The following is a 12,737-nucleotide window of genomic DNA, read 5'->3' on the forward strand; positions in this document are numbered from 1 at the left end:
ACGCGCAATACGCCCCCCTACGATGGCGAGTCGAACCGCAAGATGGCCCCTGGCTGCGGTCTTGACGGCGGACGGCTCTTTGGCTACCTCAGTCGACACGCGCGCGGGTGTAGCTCAATGGCAGAGCAGAAGCTTCCCAAGCTTACGACGAGGGTTCGATTCCCTTCACCCGCTCCACTTCCGATGATCCATGGATGACGGCGTTTGGCCCCGCACTCCGGCAAGGTCGGGACCGGGGTTTTCCGGTGCAGGATCGCGGTGCCGTGGACGGGCCTCGCGCCGCTACCCCTCGGCGCGCTTGTCGCGTTTCCACACGGCGGCGGTGATCTCTTCGCGGCTCAGCCCCTGGTCCTCGAGCGCCTTGATCTCGTGGAACATCTGTTCCGCCTCAAGGATCAGCGCACAGTTCTCGCACAGGGCGTTGGCGTTCGAGCCGAACAGCCCCAGCACCTTTCCACATTCTCGACAGGTTGCCATGTCTTCCATTCTCCCGGATCAACTGGGAGCCTAGACGTGAATCCTTAACGAAGCCTTCCCGGCGCCGAGGCTCAGCCCTGCTCGGCGACGAAGGCGACCAGGGCGCGGGTGGACCCGTCCAGCCCGTCGGGCGGTGCCGCGCCGGACAGGATCGGCGCCAGCGACGTGGCCAGTTCCTTGCCAAGCTCGACCCCCCACTGGTCAAAGGAGTTGATCCCGAGGATCACCCCCTCGACGAACACGCGATGCTCGTACAGCGCCACGATCTGGCCCAGCATCCGGGGGGTGAGCTGCGGGTAGATCAGCGTGGTCGAGGGCCGGTTGCCGGGAAACACGCGGTGGCGGGCCTGCCGGTCCAGTTCTGCCCCCGCAAAGCCCGCACGGGCGGCAAGCGCGCGTGCCTCGTCCAGGCTGCGCCCGCGCATCAGCGCCTTGGATTGCGCAAAGGCATTGGCCAGCAGCAGCCGGTGGTGATGTACCAACTCGGGCTCGTGCCCCTTTGCCGCCACCAGGAATTCGCACGGCACAACGCGCGGCCCCTGGTGGATGAGCTGGAAGAAGGCGTGCTGGCCGTTGGTGCCGGGCTCGCCCCAGACCACGGGGCCGGTGGGACGCAGCGGCGCCTCGCCCGCCATCGTCACGCCCTTGCCGTTCGATTCCATCTCGAGCTGTTGCAGATAGGCGGGCAGCCGGGCCAGCCGCTGGTCATAGGGCAACACCGCTCGCGTGGCATGGCCCAGCACCTGCGCGTGCCACAGACCCACCAGCGCCAGCAGCACGGGCAGGTTCTGCCCGAGCGGTGCGGTGCGGAAATGCGCGTCCATCGCAGCACCGCCGGCAAGGAAATCGTCGAACCGATCCGGTCCGATGGCAAGCATCAGCGACAGCCCGATCGGCCCCCAGACCGAATACCGCCCGCCAACCCAGTCCTCGAAACCGAACACGCGCCCGGGCGGGATGCCGAACGCCGCCGTGCGGTCAAGCGCCGACGAAAGCGCGACGAACTGCGCCGCCGGGTCCGCCACCCGCGCCGCCATCCAGGTGCGCGCGGTCTCGGCATTGGTCATCGTCTCGATGGTGGTAAAGGTCTTGGAGGCGACGATCACCAGCGTCGTTTCGGGACTCAGCCCCTTCAGCGTGTCGGCGACATGCGCCCCGTCCACGTTCGAGACGAAATGGCAGCGTGGCCCGTCGTGGAAGGGGGCCAGCGCCAGGCAGGCCATCGCGGGGCCCAGATCCGAGCCGCCGATGCCGATGTTCACCACGTCGGTGATCGCCCCGCCCTGCCCTGCGAATTGCCCACCGCGCACCGTTTCGGCAAAGGCCCGCATCCGGGCCAGCGTCTCGCGGACGCCCGGCATGACGTCGATCCCGTCGACCTCGACCGCGCCACGGGGGTTTCTCAGCGCGGTATGCAGGACGGCACGGCCCTCGGTCTCGTTGATCCTGGCGCCCGCGAACATCGCCTCGCGGCGCGTGGCCACCGCCGCGGCCCCGGCAAGCGCCACCAGCAGGTCCAGGGTCTCGGCGTCGATATTCGTCTTGGAGAAATCGAACAGCATGTCGCAGGCCCGGGCCGAAAACACTCGGGCGCGGCCGGGGTCGTCGAACAGCGCCGCGATCGGTCGGTCCACGGCCAGGCGCGCCCGGATGTCGAGCTTTTGCCAGATCTCTTCCATATGCTGCCCTACTCCGCCCAATGGACCGTGGCCGTCTTCAGTACCGCACAGACCGGCGCGAGGCGCGGGTCGTCCAGTTCGACCGCGCGGTCCAGCGCCGCGCGCTTGTCGGCGCCGGTGATCAGGATGTGTGTCGACATCGCACCCCTCAGGACGGGCGCGGTCAGCGTGATGCGCGGCTCGGGCTGGCCCGGCGCAGTGACCTGCATCACCGGCGGCGCGTCGGGGCCAAGCGCCGCCTCGAGTTCCGGCGCGCCGGGGAAAAGCGAGGCGATATGCATGTCCGCCCCCATCCCCAGCACCAGGATGTCGATCGGCAGCGCGGCACCGATCCGGTTGGAAACGCCCTCTATCCCGTCCGCCCCGGGACACAGCCCGACGACTTGCGCCGCGGCCGCCGCGCCGGTCAGAAGCCGTGACCGGATCATTCCCTCGTTCGATCGCGGATGGTCGGGCGCCACCAGCCGTTCGTCGGTCGGCAGCACACGCACCCGGTCCCAGGGCAGCGGCGTGGCGCAGAGATCGTCGTAAAGCGGGCCGGGCGTGGTGCCGCCGGGCAGCGCCAGCGTCACCCGGTCGGCATGGAAGAGCACGTTGTTCAACTCGCCCGCCAGAACATTGGCCAGGTCGATGATCATCATCTCGACATCGGGATAGGTGATCAGCTTCATGCCCGGATCTCCCGCCAGCGCCGCCCGTCGCGGTGCATCAGCATCAGCGCATCCTCGGGCCCGGAACTGCCCGGATCATAGCGCCGCGGCCGGTCGCCCCGGGCCTCTGCGGCGGCGACGATCGGATCGGTCCAGGCCCAGGCGGCCTCGACCTCATCGCCGCGCATGAACAGGGTCTGGTTGCCGCGGATCACGTCCATGATGAGCCGTTCATAGGCATCCGCGATATCCGCCGCACCGGGCCCCAGCGCCTCGGCAAAGGACATGTCGAGCGGCACCTCGATCAGCCGCATGCCGCCGGGCCCGGGTTCCTTGATCGTCACCTTCAGCTTGATCCCCTCGTTCGGCTGCAGCCGGATCACCAGCACGTTCGATTTCTGCCCCTCCTGCTCGCCAAAGATGGAATGGGGCGGATCCTTGAAGGTGATCGCGATTTCCGAGGTCCGCGCCCGCAGCCGCTTGCCGGTACGCAGGTAGAACGGCGTGCCCTTCCAGCGCCAGTTCGAGACATGCGCCTTGAGCGCGATGAAGCTTTCGGTGAGGCTTTCGGATTTCTCGGCATCGTCGAGATAGCTGACATGGCCGTTGCCCGCCGAATACTGCCCGCGCACGATGTCGGCGGGTTCCACGGGGTCCAGCGCGCGGATCACCTTGACCTTTTCGTCCCGGACCGCGTCGGGTTCAAAGGCATAGGGCGGCTCCATCGCGATCAGGCACAGAAGCTGCATCATGTGGTTCTGCACCATGTCGCGCATCGCGCCCGACTTGTCGTAATAGCCGCCGCGCCCCGCGACGCCCACGGTTTCGGCCACGGTGATCTGGATGTGGTCCACGTATTGCGCGTTCCACAGCGGTTCGAACAGCATGTTGCCGAAGCGGACCGCCATCAGGTTCTGCACCGTTTCCTTGCCCAGGTAGTGGTCGATCCGGTAGATCTGGTGCTCGTCAAAATGGGCGGCCAGCGTGGCGTTCAGCGCGCGCGCCGAGGCGAGGTCATGGCCGAAGGGTTTCTCGACCACGATCCGGCAGCCCTCGCGGTTCATGCCGTGGCGGTGCAGCCGCTCGGCCAGCGCGCCGAACAGGCCGGGGCCGACCGAGAAGTAATAGGCCTGCACGACGTCCGGCCGCATCCGGGCCGCCAGAATGTCCCAGCCATCGGCGCCGGTCGCATCCAGCCGGACATAGGACAGCCGCGCGAGGAATCGGTCGCGCGCCTCGGGCTCGATCCGCTCGGCGGGCACATGGTCCGCGATCGCTTGCGCCACCTCGGCGCGCCAGGCCTCGTCGTCGAACGCCGACCGTGCCGCCCCGACGATCCGCGCCGCCTCGGGCAACTGGCCCGCAAGGTCGCGCCGGTAGAGCCCGGGCAGGATCTTGCGCGTGGAGAGATCCCCGGTTGCACCGAAAATCACGAGGTCGAAGGGATCGACCGGGATGACGCGTGAGACCATGGGACACCTCGCCGGATCGGTGACGGGGACGCCCGCGCGGCCCCTGCCCTGTCTACCATGCCCTGCCCAAGGCGCAACGGGCGGTCGCAGCCCCCTTGCCCCGGCTTGACAGGGGGGGCGGCGCTGATACGCTCGCCGCAAATTCAGCGGGAGTGCATCGCCATGCGGTTTTTCGGACGGATCCTTGCCGCAGGCGCAGCACTTCCGGCCGCGCTGATCGCGTCCTCCGTCGCGGCGCAATCGCTTTCCGCCGCCGATCCCGAGGGTCTGGTCGCGGCCCTTCAGTCGCTGGGGTACCGCGCCACGTTGACCACCGACGGCGAGGGCGATCCCAAGATCGAAAGCGCCACAGGCGGCGTCACGTTCCACCTCTATTTCTACGGCTGCGACGACGCCCATCTGGGCTGCACCGGGCTGCAACTGTCCGCGGGTTTCGACCAGCCCACGCCGATGACGGCCTCGGACGCCAACAAGTGGAACTTCGACAACCTGTTCGGCGAGATGACGGTCGACGACGAGGGCGATCCCCGGCTGTCCTATTTCTTCACCACCGATGGCGGCCTGAACCACGACACCTTCGCCGATATCCTCGACTGGTGGGAAGTCGCGCTGGGCCAGTTCCTGGACTACATCGACTGGTAGCACGGGCATATCCGGCAAGCCCGCCGCGGCGGGCTCAACCGGCCATCCCGTTCGAGAACAGCACCACCATATAGGCGGCATAGGCCGCCAGCATCAGCCCCCCCCACAGCCGCCCGATCCGCCGCGTCGCGAACAGAAGCGCCAGAAGGGCGAGTGTCGCCGCCATCATCACCGGCGTGTCGACCTGGCGGAACCGCGCGCTGACCTCGATCGGCTGGAGCACCACCGTCACACCCAGGATGGCAAGGATGTTGAAGATGTTCGAACCGATCACATTGCCAAGAACCACATCTGTATGGCGCCGGATCGCGGCGACGATGGCGGTGGCCAGTTCCGGCAGGGACGTTCCGACCGCCACCAGCGACAGGCCGATCACCGCGTCGGGCACGCCATAGGCCCGCGCGATCGACACCGATCCCTCGACCAGCATGTCGGCGCCGAACACCAGCGCCGCGATGCCCGCGATCGCCAGGACCGGCGCAAGCCAGGCCCGCACGATCGGGATGTCCTCGAATTCCTCGGCCTCGCGCTGGAACATCCGCGCCGCGCGGTCGCGCCGCTCCAGCATGTAGCTCGTGACCAGATAGCCCGCGAGAACGACCAGCATGCCCCCCCCCTCGGCCCGGCCGATCACCGCGCCCTGGACCAGGACCAGCAGCACCAGCGCGACAAGCGTCGCCACGACCGCCTCGCGCACCGCGGTCCGCGGCCAACCCGCGATCGGCATGATGACGATCGCAAGCCCGGTGATCAGCAGGATGTTGGCGATGTTCGAGCCCACGACATTGCCCAGCGCGATCTCCGGTGCGCCATCGAGCGCGGCATTGACCGACACCAGCAGTTCGGGCGTCGAGGTGCCGAAGCCCACGATCACGAGGCCGATCAGAAGCTTGGAGATGCCCAACCGCTCGGCCATCGCAACCGAGCCACGCACCAGCCCCTCGCCGCCGACGAACAGAAGAACGAGGCCAGCGGCCACAAGCATGAGATCATGGAGCATTTTTCGTCCGGATTAAGGTCCAGCCACGACGGCTCGATCGCATATATGAGAGACGCCCTGAGAATACCATCCGGCCGGCAGCGACATGTCGGCTTGCCCCGGCCGTCGGCCTGTCCGCGGCGCGGGCGTTGCTGAAGCGGGAACCATCGTTTTCACATTTTCGGTCCGCAACATGTTGAAATCCTAAGCCCTCGGGTCTGGCCCTTTCGGGCCGGGAACCATCGTTTTCACCGGATGCGCCCATTTTGGTGGGTTCGGCATGATTTGCCGCCGTTTGCGCACTTTGAAAATGCTTTCGCTCAGGTTGGTCGGCACCCCAAAGCGTACACCCTTTCGCGCGAGGAACGCCTCGACATCCGCGCGACGGTAGAGCCGGACGCCGAGCGCGGCGGGGTCACGGACGGGGGCAAGGCGACCATCGAGGAAGACCCTGGCCGAGGACGCGTGCATCCCGATCGCCTCGGCCACCCGAGCAAGCGTCAGGTAGTCCGCCTTGAACCGGTCGAGCTCGGCCGAGGAGACATAGCCCCTGCCCAGAAGACCCTGACACTCCTGCGGCGGCACCAAGGTCAGCAGCGGCGGGCCATCCTCAGCCGACACCAGCCGCTTCACCACTTTGGAACCGACGCCGAGCCGGATTGCGACGTCGGACAGCCGGTGCAGGTCCGTCCGGGACCGCGCCCGCAGCAGGGTGCGGATTTCGTCGAGACTGAACCGCAAGCTGTCGATCCGGTGGGACGAGCCGATCCGCCGGGTGTGCCGCAGCTGACCCTCCAGCTGCCAGCGCAGGATCTCGATGGTCGAGGATCGGCCCCGGGCGGCACGGGCGAGGTCCAGAAACCCCTCGGGAACCTCCTGCACCACCGGCACCTGCGCGCAAAGGCTCGCCTGGAACTCCGCAAGCTCGTCGAGATTGTAGGCGCCAACCGACAGGCCGACGCTGCCTTCGGCCACCGGGACCACCGAGGTGACGATCCCGGCCGCCGCCATCTGCTCGGCCTGGGTGTTGCTGCAGCCAAGCACGTTGCAAATCTGGTTCTGCGGAACGGAATTCATGATCCGACCGATCAGGCGTTCGCCCTCTTCGGCGGGGAACACCCACTGGTTCAGCGCCTCGGCGTCGCAGTTCGCCGGGATCATGCCGGCCTTCTGCATCAGGCGGTAAAGCCGCTTCGGATTGAGCCCGGTGGCCGCCCTCAGCGAATTGACGCTGTGGACCCGGCGGCGGTCGACGACTTCGCCCAGCACCGTCTCGCCCGGTCCGATGGCGAAGGACGTGACAATGGCCTCGCGCAGCAGATCGCGGATCGGTTTGGCGTCTTCTGCCCTTTCCGTGTATTCGAGCCAACGAAAGAGCTTGCCGAAGACCGCCTGCGGCCCGGCCCGCCCGCTGCGTCGACCGGAGGTCTGCCGGATCGTGGCCAGCGCCTCGGCGATGGCGTCGGCTCCGCGGGCGCAGATGCCGAAGCCGACATCGCCGGCCCGTGCCCAATCGAGATCGCTGTAGTTGAAGATCTCCGCCGTCGGGCCGTCGACGACGAGGCTGCCCAGCATCTCGCAGGCCTTGACCGCCTGCGCGAGGGGTTGTGCATCGAGCCAGGGCGCGGCGTCGCGCCGGCCTTCCATCCGCGCCACGACATAGGATTGCAACTCCCCCGGCAGGTGGTGCGCCGCGGGCGGCAGGGTCCGAAGGAGGGCCGCGTTTTTGGCCCGAAGCAAGGTCAGATCGAAGGCCTTGACCGCCTCCGGTTCAGGACATTCGACCAGGACCGTCCGATGGACGGGGCAAATGATCACCGGGCGCAGGAGCCAGGACCAGCGCAGGCGGCCCGCCCCCTGAGCCAGATCCGGATCGCGGGCCTGATCCGCCGCCAGGCATTCGGGGCAGAACCGCACCGTCGTCCGGCGCAGGAGCTGCACGGCCAGGGTTTCGCCGCGGAGGAGATAGTCATCGCCGGGCAATCGGCGCAGCAGGTTGTGCCCGAGACGTTCCGGGTCGAGACCCGCGAGGGCGGCCGCCTGGACCAGGAACGTCTCGGTGCCATCGCGGAAGTCGGCGGGTGGCACGGAGGTGTAGCGACAGAACCGGCCGACATCGACGCCCGAGTGGAAGCGGCCGATCCGGGCGAAGTAGCCTTGCGTCACCTCGTCGTCGTGGAAGGGCAGCGCCGGAAGCAGGGGACCGAGGGTCACGCCGGCACCCCCTTCCCGGCCTTCCGGCGCCGCCGCGTCTTGCTCGCGGCGCCGAAGTCGCTGTCGCTCAGCCCGCCGGCATCGCCGACGGCGGCCGTGGCCCGCGTGGCCCAGTCGCTCAGCAGGAACGGGTTCTCGGGGTTGAAGTACAGCAGATCGAGGTCGAAGACCCTCCGGAAGTCCTCGATGTCGAGCGCGGAGGCGCCCTCCTCGAGGGCAAGAACGATCGAGGTCGAGATCAGCCGCATCGATCGGCCGTAGCTGCCCCGGCACCCTTCGAGGATCCGCTCCGCAAAGTAGGGGTCACGGCGGATGCTGGGCGCAAGGCGCAGCCCGGCTTCGGTGCTGAGCCCGTCCAGCGCGCTGTTGATCAGCGCCAGCGAGGTGTCGTGGGGAAACCGCTTCAGCGACAGGTCGAGAAGCCGCCCCGCAAGCTCCTGGTTCTCTTCGCGCTCGTAGATGAACTTGCGCAAGACTTCGGTGCCGATAACGATGAGGCAGAACCCGCCCCCGTCCTGCAGGAAGGTCTTGAGGAAGAGGTTCACCGCCCGGTTGTCATAGCCGAGCAGGTTGTGGACCTCGTCGAGGATCACGATGCGAATGCCGGCCAGGCGCAGCCGGTGAAGGCCTCGATCATGACCGAGAAGACGACCCGGAACGGCTTGTCGCCCGTGATCCCGAGCGCCGCCACCCGCTCCGGGCCAAGCCAGTGGACGAGGAAGTCGAAGGGAACGACCGACATCAGGTCGGCGTCGTATTCGTCGATCACGACGATCTGCCCGGCCCGCTCGACCTGAAGCCCCAGGCCGGTGACGAGCTGGTTGCCCAGAAGCCAGTCCGGCCCCTTGCCGCGGAACGCCTGTTCCAGCGGGCCGAAGCGTTTCACGCGGATGCCGACGGTTTTCAGCGAAGGCGGCTTGAGGGCCGCCACCGCCTTGCGCTCCGTCTCCTCGATCCCTTCGCCGGCGGCTTCCCGGCGCCGAAGCTCCGCCTCGCGCTCCTCCCGCAGGCGCACCACACGGCGCTCGACCGCCTCGTGGATCGCCGTGTTGGGAGCGGTTTCCAGGCTGCACAGCCGGTCGATCTCATCCTTGAGGATCTCCGCGACCTCGGGCGCAAGCTTGCAGGTGTCATTGCCGGACACGTGCAGCATGTCGACAAGGCCGGTGAACCCGCGCGCCGTCAGTCTCTCGTCCCAGTCGAGGATGATCTGTGCGGTCGCCACATGCAGCGGTTTCTCCCGGCGCCGGAACGGGTGGCGCCGCAGCCGGTCGACCTTGCCGGTCAACTGGTCGATGCGGCCCGGCAGCAAGCGGAGGATCTCGGGCTCGAGCGCCCGCACCTGGCGCCGCGACGGCCGGCCAAGGTTCCGTTCCTTCGCGAGCTCCCGCATCAGGATGACGGTGGCGTAGCGCAGGATCAGGTTGTTCGCCGGCCGGTCGGTGAGCGAGGCCACGAACTCAGGCTTGAAGGTCTGGCTGTGGTCGATGAAGACATGATCGCCCTCGTCGATGTCGAGCGTGCCGTCGACCAGCGCCGCGGTCAGTTCGGCATGCGGGATCATCCGCCGGCCGGTGAACTCGATATCCGGCCGGGTGCCGCGCATCACCTCGGGGATGTTTTCCGCCTCGGGATGCGGCAGGACCTCGACCAGATAGCCGGTCGAGGCCGCCCGCAGGAAGGTGATCCGGCGCCTGCCGAGCCGGCCGGTGGTGCCAGGCTCGAACCGGAAGACCGGGCCGGTTCCGATCGCCGTCACGGCGCCCCCTCCCCGCGCGTGACGAGGGTCGTGTGCGCGATCTTTTCCGCGGACACCATCCGCAGCCGACCCGACCGGATCAGGCGCACGAGAGCCCGGAAGCCGCGCGGGCCGCGATTGATCTCTCCGACCAGCCTCTGCAGCGTCGCCTCGCCGTCGAGCCCCGCCACGACCTCGGCCGCGAGCGTGTCCACCTCGGGGTCGGCGTCCCGGCAGCCGCGGAAGAGGTCGGCATTATAGAGCGCGACCGGATCGCGGGCATACTCGGTGACGAGATAGAGCCCGTCGATCGCGCCCATGTTGCGCCCGGCCGCATCCACCTGGGCAATTTCCGCCTGAAAGGCCGGCGTGACCCTGCGGTAGGGCTTGTCGGTCAACCCGAGGCGGCGGTCGCCGGTCTTGACCACGACCTGGTCGATGTAATGGCCGTGGATCTTGCCCTTGTCGTCGGTCCAGGGAACGGGACCCACCTGCTCGATCACGTCGACGGTGTCGGGTTCGGCCAGCGCGATCAGCCGCGTGCGATATTCGCCGAGGCTGCCGCACAGAGAGATCTGACCCGGATCCTCGTCGCTGTCGTGGATCACCATCTGCACCACGAAATGGCCGTGGCTGGACTTGGGGATCGGCTTCGACGCCCGCGACGGGCGCGGGTCGTCCCAGACATAGGTCGAGCTCATGGTATCCTCCGGCCCTGATCTGCGGCGTGAGAGGCATGGTGAGGGTGGTCGTGATGTTCGGACATGGGATCTCCGGTCCCGGAAACGCTGATTCCGGGGGGGTGAGGTTGGATGCTGTGGGTTGGGGATGCCCTTCGGGATCGTCAGCGGTCTCTCGGGGGCGTTGGGGGAATTCGGGTCTGGCGCCGGCTCGGTCTGAGGCTCAAGGCGCGGTTCTGGCGGTCTCCTCGATCGGCGCCCTCGGGCGCGGGGTTCTGTCCGGGCACATTCATCGGGGGGCACGAAAATCCGCAGCGGAAAATTCGGGGGGTCGTGATGGGCTTCGATCTGCAGAAAACGAACGAAACTTCAACGCGTTGCGCAAAGTCATGCGCTCCTTCGCGCCGGAACTCGAAAATGTTTCGGCGCGTTTTCAACGAGAAATTTCGCAGGAACCACCGTTGGCCGAGAGCCGATTCTTCGTCCGACACGGCTACCGCGGGTGCTCGCCGCACTGGGGGTGACGCGTCCCTTCATTGCAGAACGGGCCGCCGTTCCATCATTTCAGCACGGTCCAGCATCCGGATGACCCCGCGCAGATCGGGCCGGTGCCCCTGCACCGCCGCCCAGTGGATCGCGGTGCAGACCGCGTCGATGGCAGCTTCGGACAGGTCCCGCCGCGCGCCCTCGCGGCGGGCGAAGGTCTCCAGGTGGTCCCGCGACGGCGACTCCAGCCGGATCGCGGGGCACCGGCTGAGCAACGGTTCCGGCAGACACCGCCGCTCGTTGCAGGACAGCACCCAGATGACCCAACCCATGTCGAAGGCCACCTCGAAATAGGGGCAACTCCAGCGCCGTGCGGACAGCGGTTCGAGGAGCGGGAGCAGCGCATCCGTCAGCGCGAATGTTCGCCCCTGGTGGGACCGCGCCTCACCGGCCTTTTCAACCTCATCGACGACGACCACCGGGGTGGCGACCACCCGGGTGAGGATCAGGTTCACCAACCGTCCGGGAACGGCATTGGCCCAGCCGCGCTGGCAGCCGACGAGACCGAAGCTCGCGTTTTCGGTCGTCGCCTCGAAGATCAGGTCGGGCACGCCGATCAATCCGGCAAGCCGCCTCGCCCAGCGGCTCTTGCCGATCCCGGGCGGCCCGTCCAGCAGCATCGGTGGCAATCGCAGGCCCGCGTCGCCGGATTGCACGGACCGCCGCAGTCCGTGCCAGATCGCTTCGGTCGCCGGTCCCATCCACGGGAACTCGGCATGCAACTCTGCCGCGATCTCGTCGGCGCGGTGTTCGGACGGGAGGGCGACCAGATCCACGCCGTTACGCAGCCCTTCAAAGCGATCGCGCTCTTCCCGTTTCAGGCGGGAGAGAGGCGACTGACGATCAACGCGCGCCGCGATACGTGCCGCCCGCCGGGCAATGCGCTCCCGCACAGCGCGCGACAGGGCGATACGCTGCTGCCACTCATCAAGCTTGCCCTCCGCGGCGAGATGGTCGGGAACTACGAGCCCCCTCTTCCGCACCTCCAGGCGCCGGGCATGGAGCGACAGCCGCTCCTGGATGGCGGACTCGCTCAGGGCGGGATCGGGGAAGATCGGCTCGGTGATCGGGATGCGGGGCATGGGGTTCCGTTGGGCATGAGGGGGCCGTCGGGCGGCTGCGGGGCCGTCCGGGAGATGCGCGAAAATGGTGATGTGACGGTCAGGCGGTCGGGGCGTGCGGGGTGTTCAGGACGGTCATGGCGCTTTCCTGCAGGTCGGCGGGCGGCGGTGATCCCTTCGGAATTGACTGCAATCCGAACGGACGATTCGAGTCAAGGCACTGATTTTCCTCGTAAATCCGAAAATCGGAGAAGTGGCCCAGTATTCCCGAAACTGCGGTACATGGCGCCGACCCGTGGTCCGCAACCATACCAGCGCTGCTCTCGTCGGCTAATGGACGTTCACCAACACGGTGGGGCGTGACCATTGGCAGCGCGCATGGAAACCAATGTTCGCCGGCCCCGGACCGTCGGTCGACCCTCGAGGCGCAATCCTCCAAAGCGGCCATCCGGGCGCGCCGTAGAAAGAGGCGCTCACAGCCCATTGCTGTCGGCCCTATGAGATGGCATTGTTGCAGAACTCTCGCCGTGAAGGATTCACATCACGAATCCATGCGGTTAGACGGGTGGCATGAGCAAGCCCAAGCCCGCCCGTTACCG

General features: G+C 67.6%; 11 protein-coding genes and 1 tRNA gene. 2 read left to right on the forward strand and 10 right to left on the reverse strand.

The features are described 5' to 3' along the window. Positions 1–103: 103 nt before the first annotated feature. Positions 104–177 (forward strand) — tRNA-Gly (locus EV655_RS13330). Between the two features lie 105 nt (positions 178–282). Here EV655_RS13330 and EV655_RS13335 read toward each other — a convergent pair. The 4 genes from EV655_RS13335 to zwf all read right to left on the reverse strand — a co-directional run bounded on the left by EV655_RS13335 (position 283) and on the right by zwf (position 4,278). Continuing rightward, complete coding sequence (locus EV655_RS13335; protein WP_132545652.1) at positions 283–477, reverse strand: hypothetical protein; 195 nt, start codon at positions 475–477, stop codon at positions 283–285. A gap of 71 nt (positions 478–548) precedes the next feature. After that, positions 549–2,156 (reverse strand): glucose-6-phosphate isomerase, encoded by a 1,608-nt coding sequence (gene pgi / locus EV655_RS13340; protein ID WP_132545654.1) that lies wholly within the window; start codon positions 2,154–2,156, stop codon positions 549–551. 8 nt (positions 2,157–2,164) lie between these two features. Further along, positions 2,165–2,827 (reverse strand): 6-phosphogluconolactonase, encoded by a 663-nt coding sequence (gene pgl, locus EV655_RS13345; protein ID WP_132545656.1) that lies wholly within the window; start codon positions 2,825–2,827, stop codon positions 2,165–2,167. Continuing rightward, entirely contained in the window at positions 2,824–4,278 is a 1,455-nt protein-coding gene (zwf, locus tag EV655_RS13350; protein ID WP_132545658.1) for a glucose-6-phosphate dehydrogenase, read from the reverse strand. Before zwf ends, pgl begins: the two co-directional genes overlap by 4 nt. Before the next feature lie 162 nt (positions 4,279–4,440). Between zwf and EV655_RS13355 the strand changes: the two genes are divergently transcribed. Further along, positions 4,441–4,920 carry a YbjN domain-containing protein gene (locus EV655_RS13355; protein WP_165905350.1) on the forward strand — a complete coding sequence of 160 codons (480 nt, stop codon included), beginning with the start codon at positions 4,441–4,443 and terminating at the stop codon, positions 4,918–4,920. Positions 4,921–4,954: 34 nt separating this feature from the next. Here the strand turns inward: EV655_RS13355 and EV655_RS13360 are convergent, their stop codons facing one another. From EV655_RS13360 to EV655_RS13380, 6 genes are all read right to left on the reverse strand, one after another. Beyond that, positions 4,955–5,920 (reverse strand): calcium/sodium antiporter, encoded by a 966-nt coding sequence (locus EV655_RS13360; protein ID WP_132545662.1) that lies wholly within the window; start codon positions 5,918–5,920, stop codon positions 4,955–4,957. Between the two features lie 183 nt (positions 5,921–6,103). Then, a complete protein-coding gene (locus tag EV655_RS13365; protein WP_165905351.1) occupies positions 6,104–8,113 on the reverse strand; it encodes a TniQ family protein in 2,010 nt (669 codons plus the stop codon). Beyond that, positions 8,110–8,706, reverse strand: coding sequence for a hypothetical protein (locus EV655_RS18705; protein ID WP_165905352.1), 597 nt, complete (start codon positions 8,704–8,706; stop codon positions 8,110–8,112). Before EV655_RS18705 ends, EV655_RS13365 begins: the two co-directional genes overlap by 4 nt. After that, positions 8,703–9,872, reverse strand: a complete 1,170-nt coding sequence (locus tag EV655_RS18710; RefSeq protein WP_165905353.1) for a hypothetical protein — start codon at positions 9,870–9,872, stop codon at positions 8,703–8,705. Before EV655_RS18710 ends, EV655_RS18705 begins: the two co-directional genes overlap by 4 nt. Further along, positions 9,869–10,552, reverse strand: coding sequence for a hypothetical protein (locus EV655_RS13375; protein WP_132545668.1), 684 nt, complete (start codon positions 10,550–10,552; stop codon positions 9,869–9,871). Before EV655_RS13375 ends, EV655_RS18710 begins: the two co-directional genes overlap by 4 nt. A 512-nt stretch (positions 10,553–11,064) precedes the next feature. Next, positions 11,065–12,159, reverse strand: coding sequence for an AAA family ATPase (locus EV655_RS13380; protein WP_132545670.1), 1,095 nt, complete (start codon positions 12,157–12,159; stop codon positions 11,065–11,067). Between the last annotated feature and the right edge of the window lie 578 nt (positions 12,160–12,737).

The organism is Rhodovulum euryhalinum, from assembly GCF_004342445.1.
Classification (GTDB): Bacteria; Pseudomonadota; Alphaproteobacteria; order Rhodobacterales; family Rhodobacteraceae; genus Rhodovulum; species Rhodovulum euryhalinum.